General features: G+C 70.4%; 20 protein-coding genes. 7 read left to right on the top strand and 13 right to left on the bottom strand.

The features are described 5' to 3' along the window. Entirely contained in the window at nucleotides 1–1,083 is a 1,083-nt protein-coding gene (locus tag IZR01_RS03125; protein ID WP_194922798.1) for an L-idonate 5-dehydrogenase, read from the top strand. Between the two features lie 126 nt (nucleotides 1,084–1,209). Here the strand turns inward: IZR01_RS03125 and IZR01_RS03120 are convergent, their stop codons facing one another. Together IZR01_RS03120 and IZR01_RS03115 are read right to left on the bottom strand one after the other, a co-directional pair. Then, entirely contained in the window at nucleotides 1,210–2,145 is a 936-nt protein-coding gene (locus tag IZR01_RS03120; protein WP_194922845.1) for an NADP-dependent oxidoreductase, read from the bottom strand. Between the two features lie 90 nt (nucleotides 2,146–2,235). Beyond that, nucleotides 2,236–3,129, bottom strand: a complete 894-nt coding sequence (locus IZR01_RS03115; RefSeq protein WP_194922844.1) for a dioxygenase family protein — start codon at nucleotides 3,127–3,129, stop codon at nucleotides 2,236–2,238. 132 nt (nucleotides 3,130–3,261) lie between these two features. Between IZR01_RS03115 and IZR01_RS03110 the strand changes: the two genes are divergently transcribed. Then, nucleotides 3,262–3,735, top strand: a complete 474-nt coding sequence (locus IZR01_RS03110) for a MarR family winged helix-turn-helix transcriptional regulator (RefSeq protein ID WP_194922797.1) — start codon at nucleotides 3,262–3,264, stop codon at nucleotides 3,733–3,735. 80 nt (nucleotides 3,736–3,815) lie between these two features. On the opposite strand, the gene IZR01_RS03105 is transcribed toward IZR01_RS03110, so the two are convergent. Then, nucleotides 3,816–4,805, bottom strand: coding sequence for a helix-turn-helix domain-containing protein (locus tag IZR01_RS03105; protein WP_194922796.1), 990 nt, complete (start codon nucleotides 4,803–4,805; stop codon nucleotides 3,816–3,818). A 192-nt stretch (nucleotides 4,806–4,997) separates the two neighbouring features. Here IZR01_RS03105 and IZR01_RS03100 point away from each other — a divergent pair, with 192 nt between their 5' ends. The 4 genes from IZR01_RS03100 (at nucleotide 4,998) to IZR01_RS03085 (ending at nucleotide 7,556) form a co-directional block, all read left to right on the top strand. After that, nucleotides 4,998–5,435, top strand: a complete 438-nt coding sequence (locus tag IZR01_RS03100; RefSeq protein ID WP_323746102.1) for an ester cyclase — start codon at nucleotides 4,998–5,000, stop codon at nucleotides 5,433–5,435. Between the two features lie 110 nt (nucleotides 5,436–5,545). Further along, entirely contained in the window at nucleotides 5,546–6,352 is an 807-nt protein-coding gene (locus IZR01_RS03095) for an alpha/beta fold hydrolase (protein ID WP_194922795.1), read from the top strand. A 13-nt stretch (nucleotides 6,353–6,365) separates the two neighbouring features. Continuing rightward, on the top strand, nucleotides 6,366–7,112 hold the full coding sequence (locus tag IZR01_RS03090) for an MBL fold metallo-hydrolase (RefSeq protein WP_194922794.1): 747 nt from the start codon (nucleotides 6,366–6,368) through the stop codon (nucleotides 7,110–7,112). Nucleotides 7,113–7,115: 3 nt separating this feature from the next. Next, nucleotides 7,116–7,556 carry a putative quinol monooxygenase gene (locus IZR01_RS03085; RefSeq protein WP_194891809.1) on the top strand — a complete coding sequence of 147 codons (441 nt, stop codon included), beginning with the start codon at nucleotides 7,116–7,118 and terminating at the stop codon, nucleotides 7,554–7,556. A gap of 98 nt (nucleotides 7,557–7,654) precedes the next feature. On the opposite strand, the gene IZR01_RS03080 is transcribed toward IZR01_RS03085, so the two are convergent. The 3 genes from IZR01_RS03080 to IZR01_RS03070 are packed head-to-tail and all read right to left on the bottom strand — an operon-like array spanning nucleotide 7,655 to nucleotide 10,509. Further along, entirely contained in the window at nucleotides 7,655–8,890 is a 1,236-nt protein-coding gene (locus IZR01_RS03080; protein ID WP_194922793.1) for a cytochrome P450, read from the bottom strand. Between the two features lie 54 nt (nucleotides 8,891–8,944). Further along, nucleotides 8,945–10,249 (bottom strand): NAD(P)/FAD-dependent oxidoreductase, encoded by a 1,305-nt coding sequence (locus tag IZR01_RS03075; RefSeq protein ID WP_323746888.1) that lies wholly within the window; start codon nucleotides 10,247–10,249, stop codon nucleotides 8,945–8,947. After that, a complete protein-coding gene (locus IZR01_RS03070; RefSeq protein WP_194891811.1) occupies nucleotides 10,246–10,509 on the bottom strand; it encodes a ferredoxin in 264 nt (87 codons plus the stop codon). Before IZR01_RS03070 ends, IZR01_RS03075 begins: the two co-directional genes overlap by 4 nt. Before the next feature lie 195 nt (nucleotides 10,510–10,704). On the opposite strand from IZR01_RS03070, the gene IZR01_RS03065 reads away from it, so the two are divergent. Then, complete coding sequence (locus IZR01_RS03065) at nucleotides 10,705–11,151, top strand: winged helix-turn-helix transcriptional regulator (RefSeq protein ID WP_194922792.1); 447 nt, start codon at nucleotides 10,705–10,707, stop codon at nucleotides 11,149–11,151. Nucleotides 11,152–11,208: 57 nt separating this feature from the next. On the opposite strand, the gene dmpG is transcribed toward IZR01_RS03065, so the two are convergent. Genes dmpG through IZR01_RS03030 form a run of 7 tightly spaced genes read right to left on the bottom strand, consistent with a single transcriptional unit; the run spans nucleotide 11,209 to nucleotide 17,135 of the window. Beyond that, on the bottom strand, nucleotides 11,209–12,240 hold the full coding sequence (dmpG, locus tag IZR01_RS03060) for a 4-hydroxy-2-oxovalerate aldolase (RefSeq protein WP_194922791.1): 1,032 nt from the start codon (nucleotides 12,238–12,240) through the stop codon (nucleotides 11,209–11,211). Beyond that, nucleotides 12,237–13,196 carry an acetaldehyde dehydrogenase (acetylating) gene (locus tag IZR01_RS03055; RefSeq protein ID WP_323746887.1) on the bottom strand — a complete coding sequence of 320 codons (960 nt, stop codon included), beginning with the start codon at nucleotides 13,194–13,196 and terminating at the stop codon, nucleotides 12,237–12,239. The genes dmpG and IZR01_RS03055 overlap by 4 nt, the downstream gene beginning before the upstream one ends. After that, the gene (locus IZR01_RS03050) at nucleotides 13,193–14,041 is read right to left on the bottom strand and encodes a 2-keto-4-pentenoate hydratase (protein ID WP_194922790.1); all 849 of its coding nucleotides are present in this window, start codon (nucleotides 14,039–14,041) and stop codon (nucleotides 13,193–13,195) included. Before IZR01_RS03050 ends, IZR01_RS03055 begins: the two co-directional genes overlap by 4 nt. Before the next feature lie 19 nt (nucleotides 14,042–14,060). Further along, nucleotides 14,061–14,996, bottom strand: coding sequence for a DODA-type extradiol aromatic ring-opening family dioxygenase (locus IZR01_RS03045; RefSeq protein WP_194922789.1), 936 nt, complete (start codon nucleotides 14,994–14,996; stop codon nucleotides 14,061–14,063). Continuing rightward, nucleotides 14,993–15,871 carry an alpha/beta fold hydrolase gene (locus IZR01_RS03040; protein WP_194922788.1) on the bottom strand — a complete coding sequence of 293 codons (879 nt, stop codon included), beginning with the start codon at nucleotides 15,869–15,871 and terminating at the stop codon, nucleotides 14,993–14,995. Before IZR01_RS03040 ends, IZR01_RS03045 begins: the two co-directional genes overlap by 4 nt. Further along, a complete protein-coding gene (locus IZR01_RS03035) occupies nucleotides 15,868–16,371 on the bottom strand; it encodes a cupin domain-containing protein (RefSeq protein ID WP_194891818.1) in 504 nt (167 codons plus the stop codon). Before IZR01_RS03035 ends, IZR01_RS03040 begins: the two co-directional genes overlap by 4 nt. Next, nucleotides 16,371–17,135, bottom strand: a complete 765-nt coding sequence (locus IZR01_RS03030; RefSeq protein WP_194922841.1) for an SDR family oxidoreductase — start codon at nucleotides 17,133–17,135, stop codon at nucleotides 16,371–16,373. The genes IZR01_RS03035 and IZR01_RS03030 overlap by 1 nt, the downstream gene beginning before the upstream one ends. Between the last annotated feature and the right edge of the window lie 83 nt (nucleotides 17,136–17,218).

The following is a 17,218-nucleotide window of genomic DNA, read 5'->3' as shown; positions in this document are numbered from 1 at the left end:
ATGGCGCTCCCATCCGGCCAGGCCGTACTCACGCCAGAGCGCACCGTCGAGGCCGTCCGGATCCACGCCGCCGGCGATCTTCGGCTGGACCGGCTGGAACTGGCCGCACCGCAACCGCACGAAGCGGTTCTGCGCATCGCGTACGGCGGCATCTGCGGCTCCGACATCCACTACTGGCGTCACGGCGCGGTCGGCGCCTCCGTCCTGCGGGCCCCGATGGTCCTGGGCCACGAGGTCGTCGGCACGATCGCGCAGGCCGCCGTCGACGGCTCGGGGCCGGCGGAGTCCACCGCAGTGGTCGTACACCCGGCGCAGACCTGCGGAGTCTGCCAGTGGTGCCGCGGCGGCCGGGAACACCTGTGCCCGAAGTGCCGCTACCTGGGCAGCGCCGCGCAGTGGCCGCACACCGATGGCGGATTCGCCACCTGGATGACCGTCCCGACCGGCCGGCTCGTCCCGATCCCCGACGGCATGGAACTGCGCCGCGCCGCCCTGGCCGAACCGACGGCGATCGCCTGGCACGCGGTCACCCGCGCCGAACAAGCCGACGGGCCGCCCCTGCACGGCGCGCACGTCCTGATAGTGGGCGCCGGCCCCATCGGACTGCTGGTCGCCGCCATCGCCCGGCACCGAGGCGCCGGCGCGGTGACCGTCACCGACCTGCACGCCCGCCCGCTCCAGGTCGCCGCCCGGATAGGGGCCGACCGGACCCTCACGGTCGAGCAGCTGTCCAACGGCACGCCGATCCCCCCGGCCGACATCGTCTTCGAGTCCTCCGGTGCGCCCGCGGGCCTGGCCACGGCGCTCGGTGCGGCGTGCCGCGGAGGCACTGTGGTGGCTGTCGGACAACTCCCACTCGCCGATTTCCCATTGCCCGCCTCGCAGATCGTGACCAACGAACTGACAGTCACCGGCTCCCTGCGCATGGGCACCGAACTACCCGCGTCACTGCGCTTCCTCGCCGAACCCGACTCGGGCGTCGAGGCCATCATCAGCCACGAGTTCGCCCTGGACGACCTCGCGGACGCTTTCACGGTCGCCGCGGACCCCGGCCGGTCCGCCAAGGTGCTCCTGCGCTTCTGAGCTGCGACTACACCAAGAACCACCACCAGCTCCGACCTGGCGCTTCACGACTGCGGTAGTCACGCAGTCCGTTACTCCACCGCGGCCTGATGCCGAGTCAACCCGCCGGAGTCGCCCCGGTCGGGGTCAGGGAGCGAGCACGACGATCTTGCCGGTCACGCGCCCGGCGCCGGCGTCGGCGTGCACGGCGGCCAGCTCGGCCACCGGGCGGCGGTCGGCGACGTGGAGCCGGAGCTTGCCGGCGTCCACCCTGGCGACCAGCTCGGACAGCTGAGCCGCGTCGCTGCGGACCCACAGGCTCGCGCTGCGCACGCCGCGGGCCGGGTCCTCGGGAATCGGGCCGGCGGTGCTGGCGGCGACCCCGCCGTCGGCGATGTAGGCCGCCAGCTGCGCGAGCTCCGCGGGGGCGACGCGCACGTGGTTCACCACGACCTGGAACGAACCGCCCACGGCGTCCGGGCCGGCGGCGAGGTCGAGCGGCCCGACGACCCGGTGCGCGCCGTAGGACCGGAGGCGGTCTGCGTTCTGCGGTACGTCCACCGCGGTCACGTGCGCTCCCAGCTCCACGGCCAGCTGCACCACGAGAGCGCCCACCGCCCCGCCGGCCCCGTTGACCAGGACGGTCTGCCCCGGCTTCAGCTCGGCGAGCTCGAAAACGGTCTGCCAAGCGGCCAGTCCGGTCAGGGGCAGCGCCGCGGCGTCGACCAGATCGATCGTCGCCGGCGCCGGGGCCAGGTACTCGGCCGAGGCGAGCACATACTCGGCGGCGCCGCCGGCGGAGTCCAGCGGCAGCATCGCCACGACCCGGTCGCCGACCCGCACGCTCGTCACGTCCGCGCCGAGTTCGGCGACGGTGCCGGCCACGTCGATCCCCGGCACGTAAGGCAGGCTGATCGGGATCATCTCGGCCAGGACGCCGGCCCGGATGTGGTCGTCGACCGGGTTGAACGACGTCGCCGCCACCCGCACCAAGACCTGCCCGGCGCCGGGGACCGGGCGGTCGACGTCCTCGAAGCGCAGGACCTCGCTGTCGCCGAACTCGTGGAAACGCACTGCTTTCATGACTGCGTTCATGACATGTCCTTTGTTGTGTGGTGAGTGTTATGTGGTGAGTTAGCTGCGATGAGCCAAGCGATTGCCAGGCTGAGTGGGTCAAGCCATCTGCACTGATCGCGTGGAGTTGCCCATCACGATGCGATCGATGGCGCTCGTGACGCTGGCCGGATCATCGGCGGCGCCGACGCTGAGCAACAGCGGGACGAAGTGCTCGGCAGTCGGATGGGCGACCGCGGCGCCGGGTGCCTTGCCGCGGAAGTCGGTGAGGGCGTCGACGTCGGCCCGGGCCAGAGCGTCGACGGCCCATTCGTCGAAGGCCACGGTGTGCGCGGCGAGCGCCGGGCTGCGGAAGACAGCGAAGCTGTGCGTCATGAAGCCCGAGCCGAGGACGAGGACGCCCTCGTCCCGCAGAGGCCGCAGGCGCGCCCCGAGTTTGAGCAGGGCTCCGGGGTCCAGGCTCGGCATCGACAGCTGCACGATCGGGACGTCGGCCGCCGGGTACATGGCCATGAGGGGGATGAAGGCGCCGTGGTCGAGGCCGCGGTCGCTGAACTCGTGCACCGGCGTCCGGCCCAGCAGGCCCTTGAGTCGCCGAGCCAGGTCGGTCGCATCCGGGGTCGCGTAAGGAAGGGTCTTGTAGCGCGGGTGGAAGCCGCTGAAGTCGTAGTAGAGCGGGGTACCGGCTGCCGTACCGGAGATCGCGGCGTGTGCCTGCTCCCAGTGTGCTGAGACGACGACCACGGCCTTGGGCTTCGGCATCGACTGGGCCCAGGCGAACAGGTCGCCGATCCACTGCGGATCGTCGAGGGTGAACGGGGCACCGTGGCTGACGAACAGACTGGGTAGGGGTCCGTCTGAGGGGCTCCACAAGCGTTGCTCGTGCGCCTGCGGCAGGACCCGCGCCAGGTGATCGTCGTACGCCGCGGCCGGGTATGCACCGGCGGGTATGCGGGCGCCGAGGCCGGAATTCTGGCTGCTCACGGTGGTCATCGGTATCGGGTCCTCCACAGGGATCACCTTCGAAAAGGTGCCTATTCACTTGCCTGGGCAAGTCCCAAGCTAACCCGGCGACACTTGCCTTGGCAAGTCAAGCGAGTTGCCTGGGCAAGTATGATGGGCCGCATGGACACCCCGTCACCCTGGCTCGACGACGACCAGCAGGACCTGTGGCAGGCGCTGCTGACCGTCGTCATCGCCCTCCCGGTAGCCCTCGACCGTCAGCTGCAACGAGATGCCGGCATCTCCAACTTCGAGTACGGCGTCCTGGCCCGGCTGTCGATGGCCGACGAGGCCACGATGCGCCTGGGCGAGCTGGCCAGGGACTTCGGCAGCACCCTGCCTCGCCTGTCGAAGGTGATGGACCGCTTCGAAGCCCGCGACTGGGTCGCGCGCCGGCCCGATCCGAGCAACGGCCGGTACACCCTGGCCACCCTGACCGACGCCGGTCGGCAGAAGGTCGTCGCGAATGCACCGGACCACGTCGCGCAGGTGAAACGCCTCGTGCTCGATCCGCTCAGCGCCGCGCAACGCCGACAGCTCGGCGCCGGACTCACGCGCATCGCCGCCACCGTGCGCCGGGAGCTCGAAGGAGAGTGAGGGTCCTGCGACCGGAGAATCCTGACGTCCTGCTCTCGGCTGTCAGCGCGCGCGCAGTCCCACAGTCCCGCTGGCCGCGTTCAGCCCCGGGCCGACGAGATGGAGCGGGCGTAGTCGGTGGGCGTGCGGCCGTAGCGCTTCTTGAAAGTCCGGATGAAGTGGCTGCTGTCAGCGAACTGCCAGTGCGCGGCGAGCTCTGAGACGCTCAGCCGACTGGCGGGCGGCGCGGTCAGCGCCAGCCGGGCCTCCTCCAGGCGCCGCTCGCGGATATAGGAGATCACTGACTCCCCCGCGACGGTGAACGCCCGCTGCAAGGTCCGCAGCGAGACGTTGAGCTCCCGCGCCAGCACCACCGCGGACAGCTCGGGGTCCGCGAGCCGGCTGTCCGCCAGGTCTTTCGCGGCCTGGACCAGGGCCGGTGCGAGCACCGGTTCGGCATCGTCGAAGCGCCGGCGGGCCACCGCCTTGGTCAGTTCGATGAGCGTGCTGTGCGCCGCCTGCACGCCGGCCGGGGTGAGGTCGGGCATCGTCAGCCGGACCATGTTCGTGTGGGCGGTGAGCAGGCGCAGTTCGGCCGAGTTGCTCGGGCCGGTGAGGATCCGGCCGCCGAGCAGCGGTTTGAGGATGGCGGCGGGCAGGACCAGGACCGTCGCCGCCGTGTCGGGCACCGTCTGGAAGTGGGACGGCCGGCCGACATGCTTCAGCAGGAACTGACCGGCCGATATCGTGCGCTCGGCGCGATCGTGGGGACCGCCCAGAGTCCAGGCACCACGCTGCACGACGTAGAGCCGAACCACGTCCTCCGAGCTGGTGAGCGGGCCGTCGGTGCGGATCACCGACGCGCCGTGCAGGTCGGTGATCGCCACGTCGTCCACCCGGGTCGCGCGGTGTTTGACGCGGAAGTCGGCGGTCGTGGCCGGGGTGAAGGTCGGCAGGGGGACGCCCTGGCCGAACTCCGCCTCCCAGCCGCGGCGGAAGGCTTCGAAGGCCTGCGATACGCCGCCGGGAGTCGTGGCGTCCGGCGAGCGGTCTCCGGCTGCCTTACCGCTTTCCGCTCCATTGCGGTCCATGTGACTCGATCCGTTGGGTTTCGGCGTTGGGGTTCGGCGGTATGCGCTGTTGGGTTCACTGTTCCGACGCGCATCGGCGTGGCGCCGATGTTCTGTTCGGTTGGCGCTGCGGTCCACGCCGGTGCGTCCCCAGTCTTCCTAGGCTCGGTCGTGGGGGCAATCCCCAGTTCAGACCCAGCGCATGAGGGAGACGTGAGACTTGTGGATCAACAGGATCCGGGCCGGCTGTCCGACAGCGAGCTCATGCGGTACTTCGTCGGGCAGGTGCAGCAGATGGGCCGGTTGGAGCTGATCGACCGGCTCGTCCACCCCGCCTTCCGCAACCACACCGTCGAGCCGGGTCAGCAGGCCGACCGCGCCGGGATCGGCGAGACCGTGGCGGCCATGCACCAGGCGTTCTCCGACCTGCGGATCGAGATCCTGCACTGCGTCGGGGACGGCGATCTCGTGGCCACCCACAAGATGTTCCGCGGCCGCCACACCGGGACGTGGTTCGGGCTGCCGCCCTCGGGCAACCCGATCGAGTTCCGGGTCATGGACCTGGTGCGCTTCCGGGACGGGCAGTGGATCGAGCACTGGGCCGTCGCCGACGGAGTGACCTTGTTGCGCCAGACCGGCGCGCTGGGCTGATCCCCCAGCGGCTCGATCAGCTCGACCGGCTCCACCGACCCGATCGGCGCGACCGACCCGACCGGCCCGAATCAAGCCACTGAAATCCAAAAACCATGAAGGAGAGCTCCATGAGCACCACCAAGACCTACTCCGTGGCCGTCGACGGAGCCGGCCCGGCCGAGGTGAGCGTCGCCGAATACGGCGCCGGCCAGCCGTTCCTGCTGCTGCACGGCGGCGCCGGGCCGCAGTCCGTCGCCGGCTTCGCCGAGAAGTTCGCCGCCACGCACCAGGTGCGCGTGCTCGTCCCGACCCATCCCGGCTTCGGCGGCACCGCGCGGCCCGAGTCCGTCGGCACGATCCCCGCGCTGGCCGCGCTGTATCAGGGGCTGCTCGATCAGCTGGACCTGGCCGACGTCACCGTCATCGGCAACTCGCTCGGCGGCTGGATCGCCGCCGAGATCGCGCTGCTGGAGTCTGCGCGGGTAAGCGGCATCGTCCTGATCGACGCCGTCGGCATCGAGGTGCCCGGCCATCCGGTCGCCGACTTCTTCACCCTGACCATGGACGAGGTCTTCGCGCGCAGCTTCCACGACCCCGACCAGTTCCGCATCGACCCGGCGACGCTGCCCCCGGCCGCGCAGGCGATCGCCGCCGGGAACCGGGCCGCGATCGCCACGTATGCGGGTTCCGGCATGACCGATCCGGCTCTTGTCGGGCGGCTCGGGACGCTGGAGATCCCCACGCTCGTGCTCTGGGGCGAGAGCGACGGGATGGTCGACGTCGACTACGGACGCGCCTACGCCGCCGCGATCCCGATGGCCCAGTTCCAGCTGCTGCCCGACACCGGGCACTCCCCGCAGTTGGAGACCCCGGACCAGGTCATCACGGCGATCTGGGACAGCGCGAACACTGACTTCTCCGCCTTCACCCGCTAAGGACGCCACGACCATGTCCAAGACCGCAGTCACCCGCATCACCCACAGCTGCCACCTGATCGAGATCGGCGGCCGCACCTTCCTGACCGACCCCTGGTTCAGCACCAGACCCGGCTACTACCAGGGCGAGCCGATCGCCGTCGCCATCCCCGACCTGCCCAAGCTCGACGGCGTCCTGATCAGCCACGAGCACTACGACCACTGCGACCTGGACGCGTTCGCCGCCTACCGCGACCGCTCGGTCCCGCTGTTCGTCGCCGAGACCGTCGTCAGCACCGCCCGCCGCCACGGCTTCACGAACGTCACCGCCCTCGCCCCCTGGGAGCAGGCGGAAGTCGGCGGGGTGAGCATCACCGCCGCCCCCGGCAAGCACGGCGTCTACGAGGTCACGTTCGTCCTTCGGGCAGGTTCGGACGCGGTGTACTTCGCCGGCGACACCATGCTCATCCCCGAACTCGCCGACATCCCCAAGCGGCTCGGCCACATCTCCCTGGCGCTGCTGCCCACCAACGGCCTGCACATCCGGCCCGCGAACAACATGCAGGTCGTCATGAACGCCGACGAGGCCGCCGAACTCACCGCGATCCTCAAGCCCGAACTGGCCATCCCGCACCACTACACCTTCACCAAGGGCTTCCTCGGGGACCGGCTCATCACCCACAGCGACAAGAACCCACTGCACTTCCAGGACGCATCCCGCACCCTGGCTCCCGAAACCAGCGTTCGCATCGTCGAACCCGGCATCCGAATCGAGCTGTAGACCATGACCATCACCGACACAGTCACCGACACAGCCACCACCACCATGACCGACACCGAGGACTTCCTCACCGCGACCCTGCACCACGACAACCTGCAAGCTGACACCGACGACCCGAACCCGCGCCCGATGATCGCCATCCTGGACGCCAAGCCCGGCCTGGCCGACGCCTTCCGCGAGCGCATCATCGAGCTGATCCGCGCCGTGCGCCAGGAGCCCGGCTGCGTCACCTTCATCGGGTATGAGGCACGTGACATACCCGGCCGGTTCTACCTCTACGAGGTCTACGCCGACGCCGCCGCGTTCGCCGCGCATCTGCGAACCGACCACGTCCACGCCTTCATCTCGTCCATCCCAGACCTGAGTACCAGCGGGCCCGGCAGCCTCTTCCAGCTCAACGAGATCGCCATCCCCGAGGCCCCTGCCACGTGGAGCACGCAGTAATCCGCCGACACCGAGGCGTCCCGGGAGGCGGTACCGTGGATCTCTACCGGGGGTCGAGTCGCCGCCGATTTTCCGCGACGCCAGACATGGTCTGCGGATCAGGGCCGGACGCCGTCCACCTCGACCCACAGATGGCGCGGGCCGCGCAACGCCGCCGTCGGTCGATACGGCGGCGGGTCCATCGTGAGGCGGGGGTTGACGAGGCGCCGGACCAGCTCCGGTAGAACGATCTGCGCCTCCATGCGGGCCAGGGGTGCGCCGATGCAGTAGTGGATCCCGCCGCCGAAACCGAAGTGCTCGTTGGGGAGCCGGTCCGGGACGAAGCGGTCGGGGTCGGTGAAGTGTCCCGGGTCGCGGCTGCCCGCCGCCAGGAGCAAGACCACGACGGATCCGCGCGGGATCGTGGTGCCCGCGATCTCGATGTCCGCGAGGGCGGCGCGGTAGCGGAACTGGACCGACGGCTCGTAGCGCACCAGTTCCTCGACCATCGGCACCACCAGGTCCGGCTCGTGGCGGAAGCGCTCCAGGATGTCCGGGTGGCGCAGCAGGGTGAGCATGCCGTTGGTGATGAGGTTGACGGTGGTCTCGTGGCCGGCGATGAGCAGCAGGCGCACGGTGATCAGCAGCTCCTCGCCGCGGAGCGGCTCGCCGTGGTCGCCACCGGTCAGCAGTCCGGAGACCAGGTCGTCGCCCCGGTGCTCGGCGCGGTCTGCGACCAGGTTCTCAAGGTAATGGTGCAGCTCGGTGAACGCGTGATCGATGGCGTCCTGTTCTTCCCGCGACATGGTCGGATCCAGGTCGAGGGTTCGCGCCAGAGTGTCGGCCCAGCCGTGGAACCGGGCCTCGTCCTGCGGCGGGATGCCGAGCAACTTGCAGATCACGCTGACCGGCAGCGGGTAGGCGATCTCTTCGACCAGGTCCAGCCGCGTACCGGGCCCGGCCGCGTCCAGCAGTCCGGCTACGAGATCGTGGACTCCCTGGCGCAGGGATTCGACGACTTCCGGGGTGAACCTGCCCATGACGGCGGCGCGGAGGCGGTCGTGGTTCGGCGGATCCTGCATGATCAGGGACTGGCCGCCGGCCGGCTGGCCGGCATTGCGCAGATCCGAGCTGATCCGCGGGTCGTGGAGCAGAGCGGCGATCTCGTCGAAGCCGCTGACCACCCAGGTTCCGTCGGACTGGCGGGACACCGGCTCCGAGCGCAGGGCGGCGTAGATCGGGTAGGGGTTCGCGCGGCTGGCGGGGTCGAGGACGCGGGCGAACAACTCGGCCCGCGGAGTCGACACGTCGGAGACGGAGACGGGCCGGGAGTCGACCCCAGTGCTTTTCGACATGATGAAACCCTCCGATTGTCTGGTCAGTGGAGCTTTGTGCGGGGCGCGGACGGCCTATCCGGCCGCAGGCACGGCGAGGTCGAGGACGCGTATCGGGTCAGGGGCGTCGGCCGCGTTCAGATCGGGCGGGAAGCTCATCCGGCTGCTGATCATCTCGGCGTAAGCGTCGAGCGCCCGGGGGGTGTTGACGGCCAGCGCGCCGATGATCCTGCCGCCGCGGCCGTAGGCGGCGACGAAGGCGGCCCGCTCCACCGAGCCTTGGAGAACCGCGACCTGGTCCGCGCGCCCGGGCACCCCGACCACCTTGATGTTCACGCCGAACTGGTTGGACCAGAACGTCGGGAGCGCGGTGTGCGCGCGGACCGCCCCGTGAAGGATGGTCGTGGCTGCGACACGTGCCTGCCGCACGGCGTTGTCCCAGTGCTCGACGGCGAGCAGGCCCTCATAGAGCGGGTGCGGCCAGCAGGCGACATCTCCGGCCACGAGGATGTCGTCGCAGGGCCGGCCATCGGTGTCGACGGCACGGCAGAAGGGATCGCACTGGACCCCGCGGGCGTCGATGGCGAGCCCGGAGCCGGCCAGCCATTCGACGTTGCGGACCGCGCCCAGCGCGACCACGGCCACGTCGACGTCGAGCACGTCGCCGTCGGAGAGCCGGACGCGCCGCAGCCGGCCGTCGGCATCGCCTTCGAGGGCGAGCACCGACGTCTCGGTACGCAGGTCGACGCCGTGACCGCGCTGAAGACGTCCGGCCGCGGCCCCGGCCCACTGGCCCAGGGCACCGGCCAGGGGAGCCGCCGAGCGTTCGACGACGGTGACGTCGAGATCCAGTTCGCGGCAGACCGACGCCACTTCCGAACCCACGAACCCGGCGCCGATCACCAGCACCCGGCGGGGGCGCGCGGCCAGCCGGGCCTGGAGTTCCAGGGCGTCGTCGCGGGTGCGAATGCTCAGGACGCCGGTGAGAGCCGCCTCGGCGGTGTCCGGCCAGCGCCGGGCCCGCGTTCCGGTGGCGATCAGCAGCTTGTCGAAGCCGAGCGCCGTGCCGTCGTCGAGGGTCAGGGTCTTGGTATCGCGGTCGAGGGCGACCGCCGCGTTGCCCAGGCGCCAGTGCGCGTCGAGGTCCTGCCGTTGGGGCAGTCCGGTGCTGTCGGCGGACATGCGGCCGGCCAACACCCGCTTGGACAATGACGGCCGGTCGTAAGGAGGATGGGGCTCCGCTCCGACAAGCGTGACGCGCCCCGCGAACCCGCCGCCACGAAGCGCCTCGGCGGCGTGCAGGCCGGTCAGCGACGCACCGACGATCACCACGTGCTCGCCCACCACATGCTCGCCGCGGTTGCCCGGGTGGCCGCTCACCGGAGTACCCCCATGGAATCGGCTGCCGGGCGCACGGTCGACGGTTGCCCGTCGTCCTTGCCGGGACCAGCGGCCGGCCCGATCGTGATGGCCTGGACCGGGCACGCGGCGCGGGCCCGCTCCAGGTGCAGCCGCCACTCGTCCGACGGGGCGCTGTCATATTCCAGGACTTCCCGCCCGCTGATCTCGAAGATCTCCGGGGCGGCGAATACGCACTGCCCATAACTCTGACAGCGCGCCAGATCGACCATGACTCGCATCACTGAGTACTCCTTCCGAACAACCACTACCATTGGGATAGTACTTCCGAACCGGTAGGAGTGAAAGAGGGTACTGCGATGGGTAGGCTTGCCGCCGTGCCGACCAGCGACCGAAGCAGTGATCGAAGTAGCGATCGAGGTAGCGATCGAGGCAGCGACAGCGATGCGCACGCGCCGGAAGGACCCGCTCTGCCGATGGGGCAGGAGCTGTTCGCCTTGCTGGGCGAGCGCTGGAACTACGCGATCCTGCGCCAAGTGTTCTTCGGCGTGGAACGGTTCGGCACGCTCCAACGCGCCCTGGACATCGCTCCCCGGACGCTGACCGCCCGCCTGACGACGCTGGTCGAACTCGGTCTGCTCGAACGCCACCAGTACCGCGCGGACAAGGAATGGTTCGACTACCGGCTCACCGCGGCCGCCCGGGAACTGGTCCCGGCCTGGATCACGATGTCCCAGTGGGCCAGCACCCACCTGGACCACGAGCGGACCGCCCAGCGCCGGCTGCGGCACAAGCTCTGCGGCCAGATCGCCGTACCCGTGCTGACCTGTAGCCACTGCGGCGAGGAGATGAGCGGCCGCGACCTCGAACCCGTCGAGCTTTCGACGGAGAGCGAGGACGTCTTGCGTCCCGACGGACCCTGAGACAAGCCCTGAGACAAGCCGTGGAACAACCCCTGGAACAAGCTCCAGGCCGCGCCGTCACGAACCGGTCGACGCCGGTCGTTCCATCCCTTCCATCCCCAGTGCGATGTCGACGAGCATGTCCTCCTGGCCACCGACCAGACCTCGCCGACCGGCTTCGATGAGCAGCGTGCGGACGTCGACGCCGTACCGGTCGGCCGCGGCCTCGGCATGCCGCAGGAAGCTGGAATAGACCCCGGCGTAGCCGAGGGTGAGGGTCTCGCGATCCACCCGCACGGGCCGGTCCTGGAGCGGCCGGACGAGATCGTCCGCGGCGTCTTGCAGGGCCAGCAGGTCGCAACCGTGCTGCAAGCCTTCGAGGTCCGCGACGGCGATGAAGGCCTCGATCGGGCAGTTGCCCGCCCCGGCGCCGTGGCCGGCCAGCGAGGCGTCGACGCGGATGGCGCCCTCCTCGACCGCGGCCAGCGAGTTGGCGACCGACTGCGACAAGTTCTCGTGCGCATGGATGCCGATCTCAGTAGCCGGATCCAGGAGGTCCCGATAGGCGCGGACCCGCTCGCGCACCCCGGTCATCGTCAGGTGGCCGCCGGAGTCGGTCACGTAGACGCAGTGCGCGCCGTAGGACTCCATCAGGGCGGCTTGGCGCGCCAGGTCCGCGGCCGGCGACATGTGGCTCATCATCAGGAATCCCGAGACGTCCATACCGAGTTCGCGTGCCGTGGCGATGTGTTGGGCTGAGATATCGGCCTCGGTGCAGTGCGTGGCAACGCGCACCGAACGCACGCCGAGTCCGTACGCCCGCTTCAGGTCTTCGACGGTACCGATACCCGGCAGCAGCAGGGTGGTAAGCCGCGCCGTGGTCAGGCTCTGCGCCACCGCCTCGATCCACTCCGCGTCGGTATGGCTGCCGGGCCCATAGGTGAGGCTGGTTCCGGCCAGGCCGTCTCCGTGGGCGACTTCGATCCCGTCGACACCCGCCGCGTCGAGGGCGGCGGCGATCCGCGCGGCCTGTTCGGGGTCGATGCGGTGCCGGGTGGCATGCATGCCGTCGCGAAGGGTGACGTCCTGGATGAACAACCGGGTGCTCATTTCACCGCCTGCGGGGTCCGGGCCGCGATCTGTTCGCCGACGCGCAGGGCGGCCGAGGTCATGATGTCCAGATTCCCGGCGTAGGCCGGGAGGTAGTGCCCGGCGCCTTCGACTTCGAGCAGGACGGTGACCTGGTGGGTCACCGGCCGGTCCGGCACCAGGGTGTGCGGTCGGCCGTCGACGGCCGTGATCTGCACCGGGCGCTTGAGGCGATAGCCGGGGACGTAGGCGGACACGTCCGCGATCATGCGCTCGACGGCTGCGGCGATCCGCGCACGGACCTCGGGATCGGGAGCGTCCACCAGGCAGAGCACCGTGTCGCGCATGATGAGGGCGGGCTCGGCCGGATTGAGGATGATCACGGCCTTGCCGCGCTCGGCACCGCCGACGGATTCGATGGCGCGTGCGGTGGTCTGGGTGAACTCGTCGATGTTGGCGCGCGTGCCGGGACCGGCCGATTTGGAAGCGATCGAGGCGACGATCTCGGCGTAGCGCACCGGCGCTGCTCGCGCGACGGCCGCGACGACGGGGATGGTCGCCTGGCCGCCGCAGGTGACCATGTTGATGTCGGCCGCGTCCAGGTTCTCTTCGAGATTGACCGCGGGGACCACGAACGGGCCGAGCGCGGCCGGAGTCAGGTCTATCAGGCGTTTGCCATACCGCGCGAGCGCCCGGGCGTTGGCCACGTGCGCCCCGGCCGAGGTGGCGTCGAACACGACCCCGATATCATCGAAGCCTGGCATCGCCATCAGACCATTGACACCCTGATCGGTGGTCGGCACCCCGAGGCGGCGGGCTCTTGCCAGACCGTCGGAGCCGGGGTCGATGCCCACCATCGCCGCGATCTCCAGGTGTCGGCTGAATCGCAGCATCTTGATCATCAGGTCGGTGCCGATGTTGCCCGAGCCGATGACGGCCGCCTTCACTCGCTCGTTCACTCCGCTCTCGTCGTTCACGAAGCGCCTCCCGCGAAGCTCGCTCTAACCTCACCGACGCCGCTGATCCGCGCGTGAAAACTGTCGCCCGGCGTGACCGGCACCATGGGTCCCAGCGCGCCGGACAGGACGATCTCCCCGGCCCGCAGCGGTCGGCCACGATCGCGCGCCGTCGTGGCCAGCCAGGCGACCGCGGTGAGCGGATCGCCAAGGCAGTCGGCGCCCGAACCGGTCGAGACCACTCCCCCGGCGCGAAGCAGAGTCATGCGACAGGCGGGCAGATCGAGTCCGGCGAGATCGACGTGCCGGTCCCCCAGGACGAACAGACCCGAGGAAGCGTTGTCCGCGACGGTGTCCACGATATCGATGTCCCATTCGGCGATCCGGCTGTCGACGATCTCCAATGCGGCGACGACATACGCGGTGGCGGCGGCCACCTCGTCGCGGTCGATCGCCGCAGAGGTCAGATCGCGCGCGAGCACGAAGGCGATCTCCGTCTCGATCTTGGGTTGCAGGGTGCGCGCGGTATCGATGGGTACATCGGTCCGACATTGCATGGTGTCGAGCAGGACGCCGAAATCGGGCTGGTCGACACCGAGCTGCCGCTGCACGAGCGGATTGGTCAGGCCGATCTTGCGTCCCACGATCCTGGCTCCGGCCGCCTGCTGTCCGGCGACCCAGGCGGACTGGACGGCGTACGCGGCGTCCACGTCACCGGCGGGCAGCAAGGCGCGCACCGGGGCACACGGCTGCCGCGTCGCGCGCGCCGCGCTGAGCCGGTGCAGCGCCTCGGCGGCGTTGGCGTCGGCATTGGCGTCGGCATTGGCATTGGCATTGGCATCGAGCGTCGTGGCGGGCACAGACATGTCAGCGGACCGCGGCATATCAGACCACCTCGAAAGTCGTGGCGATGCCCATGCCGGTGATCCACTCCGGGACGGGCTCGTAGCCGGTCCACACGAACGGCCGGTCCACGGCGGCCCGCCCGATGAGCCACGTGCGGATCTCGTGGCCGCCGCTACCGGCCTGTTCTTCGAGCCCTGCGTCACCCAGCGTGGTGACCGGCGCGAGGTCCGGGGTGGTCAGCTGCTTGAGGAACCAGGTGTCCCAGGCGGCGTTGACCGGGGCGTTCGGATCGCCTCCCATGGCCCGGACCCGGGGTTCGCGCGCCGCGGCGAACGCCTGGAGGTCCGCACGACCGTGGATCACCGCCGCCCGCCGTTCACCGTCGACCGCCGGGTCACGCGGATCGTTGGACGGCAGCCAGTGCGACAGTCCGCCGCTGGCGACGACCAGGACGCGCCCGGCGAAGTCCGCGCCGCGGACCGCCGCGCCGAGCGCCCGGCCGAGCTGCACGCAGCGCGGCATGCTCGGCAGCGGCGGGGCGGCGGTGTTGACGACCAGCGGGACGAGCGGGACCGGGCGCGCGCCTCGGACCATCTCATAGCTCTGTGTCACTCCGTGGTCCACGGTGAGGGCGTAGGACAGCGACAGGTCGAATCCGGCTCCCGCCAACGCGTCCCGCACCGACCAGGCCAGAGCCCGCGCGACCGGCAACGGTCCGGACCGGCTGCCGAAGTCGCCGAACCCGGTGGCCTCTTCCACGCCGAGGACGAACGGCGGCATCTGGTCGTAGAAGTTCGCGTGGAAGTGATCCGGGCCGATGACGATGACGGCGTCGGGTGCCAGCCGGTCCACGGCCGAGGCCACTCGGGCGGCGTCGGCGAGGAATCGGCCGCCGGGCTCGGCCGAGCTGCGCGGCGGGGTCATCGTCGCGAACGGCGAGTGCGAGATGCCGACCAGGCCGATGATCTCGCTCATGCCGGGTCCTTGCCGAGGAGGAGGAAATCGTGGTGGGCGCGCAGGAATTCGTCCTTCTTCTCCCACTGCGGCCAGTGGCCGGCGTCCGCGATCACGTGCAGGCGGGCGTCGGGCAGCCAGCCCAGCAGCAGTTCGGCCTCGTCGAGTCCGCCGGTGGGATCGTGATCGGTCCACAGCAGCAGCGTCGGAGCGGTGACCCGGCCGACCCAGGCCGGGCGCCAGGCGAAATCCTTGCGCACCTCGGGATCCTGCAGGACCAATGTGTTGGTGATCGCCTGGAGGAACCCGGGGCGGCTGTAGACCGCGCGGCGCAGGTTCACCAGTTCGTCGGTCACCATCTCCTTGTGGTGGAACAGGAACTCCACCCGGCGGCGCACCGTCCCATCGCTGGGATCCCGGACGGCGGCCAGCGTGCTCTCGCGCATCCGGACCATCACCTCCGGCTTGTCGGCGATGTTGCCCGGGGTGTTGAGGACCAGCCGCTCCACGCGCTCCGGGTGGTGCGCGGCGGTCCAGGCGACGACCCAGCCGCCGAGCGACTCGCCGGACAGGTGCGCCGAGTCGATACCGAGGGCGTCCATCAGGCCGAGCAGGTGCTCGGACAGGACGTCGATGGTGTAGGGCCGGTTCGGGAGGTCGGACCAGCCGTGGCCGACCATGTCGTAGGCGGTGACGCGGAAGTCGGCGGCCAGTCCGGCGATGTCGCGTGCGTACGCCTCCAGGTGTCCTCCGGTGCCGTGCAGCAGGATCAGGTCGGGCCCCGACCCGGCTCGCAGCACCCTGGTACGCACGCCGCCCACTTCGACGTGGCGGAGTTCGTGGTCGACGTCGGCCAGCTCGCCCCAGATGCTGATGTGCTCGGGCAGCGCGCTCATCGCGGGTCCTCCCCGAATCGGGCGCGGGCCTCGGCCAGGGTCGCCAGGCCCGCGCTCTGCCGCCGGCCGACGCCGAGCAGACCGAGCAGGCGGGAGTTCTCGATGGTCAGGAACTCGACCGGCTCGGTGGCCGAGTCGTTGTAGTGGCGGTGCCAGGTCCACGGCGGCGTGTAGACGAAGTCTCCGGCCGACCAGGACTCCGTCTCGTCCTCGACCTCGCTGTGCCCCTCGCCGCTGATGACGAAGTGCACCGTCTCGTGGTGGTGGCGCTGCATGTCCGAGCTGAGCCCGGCCGGGATGGTCTGCCGGAAGATCTCGAAGGTGGCGGTCGGCAGCTTTCCGGCGATGGACAGCTTGGTGGGGTTGTGCACCTGGTCCGCCGGCAGGGTTTCGAGCTCCGCGGCGTGCACGACGACCGGCCGTGCGGCGCTGGGCCGCACGGTGTCCGAGAGCGCGCCGAGGAAGTCGGCGAGTGCGAATTCGTCTCCTGATCGGGCCATCAGATGGTTTCCGTTCTTCCGCCGTCGACCGTGAGCACGGTCCCGTTGATGTAACTCGCCGCCGACGAGGCGAGGAAGGCCACAGCCGCTCCGATCTCCTCCGGCCGCCCGGCACGGCCGGCCGGGATCCCCGCGGCGTCGGCGGCGTCGAGGTCCTCGAACGCAACGCCGGTGGTCCGGGCGCGGGCGTCGAGGATCTCGCGGCGGCGCTCGGTGGCCGTGGCTCCCGGCGCCACGCAGTTGACCGTGACCCCGTCGGACGCGAACTCCCGCGAGAGCAGTTTGGCGGCGGCCGTGACCGCGGACCGCAGGACCACGGACGTCGCGAGGTCCGGCTGGGGCTGGCGCACCGCCCCGGAGGTCACGAAGACGACCCGGCCGAAACCCCGCGCGGCCATACCCGGCAGGGCGAGCCTGGCCAGGCGCAGCGGGCCGAGCAGCAGGAGCTCGAAGGCGCGCTGCCAGTGCTCGTCATCGACTTCCAGGACGCGTCCGGGCGGCGGTCCCCCGGCGTTGAGCACGAGCACGTCGAGCGGGCCGTGCCGGCTCTCGACCTCGGCCAGCACCGCTGCCGTTGCTGCGGCCCGGGGCTCCGCCACGTCGTTCACCAGGGCATTGATAGTGCCGCCGGTCTTCTCCGCGAGCCGCGACGCCGCGGACTCCAGCGGCCCGGCCCGCCGGCCCGTGATCACCACGCGGTGGCCCGACCCCAGCAGCTGTTCGGCGACCGCGTATCCGATCCCGGCGCCGCCGCCGCCGACCAGAGCGTTGCGAGCGTTGATGGTGGCCTCCTGTCGTCGCGTGCTGGGCCGCCGGCCGCAGCGGGTCTATCGTGAGCCGCATGGAA

This window comes from Catenulispora pinisilvae (assembly GCF_015356865.1).
Lineage (GTDB): Bacteria > Actinomycetota > Actinomycetes > Streptomycetales > Catenulisporaceae > Catenulispora > Catenulispora pinisilvae.
This window is presented reverse-complemented; position numbering and strand designations above follow the sequence as displayed.

What these genes read in the sequence shown, in the direction of transcription:
- IZR01_RS03125 (WP_194922798.1), top strand. Translation starts at nt 1, where the DNA reads ATGGCGCTCCCATCCGGCCAGGCCGTACTCACGCCAGAGCGCACCGTC.
- IZR01_RS03120 (WP_194922845.1), bottom strand. Translation starts at nt 2,145, where the DNA reads ATGAAAGCAGTGCGTTTCCACGAGTTCGGCGACAGCGAGGTCCTGCGC.
- IZR01_RS03115 (WP_194922844.1), bottom strand. Translation starts at nt 3,129, where the DNA reads ATGACCACCGTGAGCAGCCAGAATTCCGGCCTCGGCGCCCGCATACCC.
- IZR01_RS03110 (WP_194922797.1), top strand. Translation starts at nt 3,262, where the DNA reads ATGGACACCCCGTCACCCTGGCTCGACGACGACCAGCAGGACCTGTGG.
- IZR01_RS03105 (WP_194922796.1), bottom strand. Translation starts at nt 4,805, where the DNA reads ATGGACCGCAATGGAGCGGAAAGCGGTAAGGCAGCCGGAGACCGCTCG.
- IZR01_RS03095 (WP_194922795.1), top strand. Translation starts at nt 5,546, where the DNA reads ATGAGCACCACCAAGACCTACTCCGTGGCCGTCGACGGAGCCGGCCCG.
- IZR01_RS03090 (WP_194922794.1), top strand. Translation starts at nt 6,366, where the DNA reads ATGTCCAAGACCGCAGTCACCCGCATCACCCACAGCTGCCACCTGATC.
- IZR01_RS03085 (WP_194891809.1), top strand. Translation starts at nt 7,116, where the DNA reads ATGACCATCACCGACACAGTCACCGACACAGCCACCACCACCATGACC.
- IZR01_RS03080 (WP_194922793.1), bottom strand. Translation starts at nt 8,890, where the DNA reads ATGTCGAAAAGCACTGGGGTCGACTCCCGGCCCGTCTCCGTCTCCGAC.
- IZR01_RS03070 (WP_194891811.1), bottom strand. Translation starts at nt 10,509, where the DNA reads ATGCGAGTCATGGTCGATCTGGCGCGCTGTCAGAGTTATGGGCAGTGC.
- IZR01_RS03065 (WP_194922792.1), top strand. Translation starts at nt 10,705, where the DNA reads ATGGGGCAGGAGCTGTTCGCCTTGCTGGGCGAGCGCTGGAACTACGCG.
- dmpG (WP_194922791.1), bottom strand. Translation starts at nt 12,240, where the DNA reads ATGAGCACCCGGTTGTTCATCCAGGACGTCACCCTTCGCGACGGCATG.
- IZR01_RS03050 (WP_194922790.1), bottom strand. Translation starts at nt 14,041, where the DNA reads ATGTCTGTGCCCGCCACGACGCTCGATGCCAATGCCAATGCCAATGCC.
- IZR01_RS03045 (WP_194922789.1), bottom strand. Translation starts at nt 14,996, where the DNA reads ATGAGCGAGATCATCGGCCTGGTCGGCATCTCGCACTCGCCGTTCGCG.
- IZR01_RS03040 (WP_194922788.1), bottom strand. Translation starts at nt 15,871, where the DNA reads ATGAGCGCGCTGCCCGAGCACATCAGCATCTGGGGCGAGCTGGCCGAC.
- IZR01_RS03035 (WP_194891818.1), bottom strand. Translation starts at nt 16,371, where the DNA reads ATGGCCCGATCAGGAGACGAATTCGCACTCGCCGACTTCCTCGGCGCG.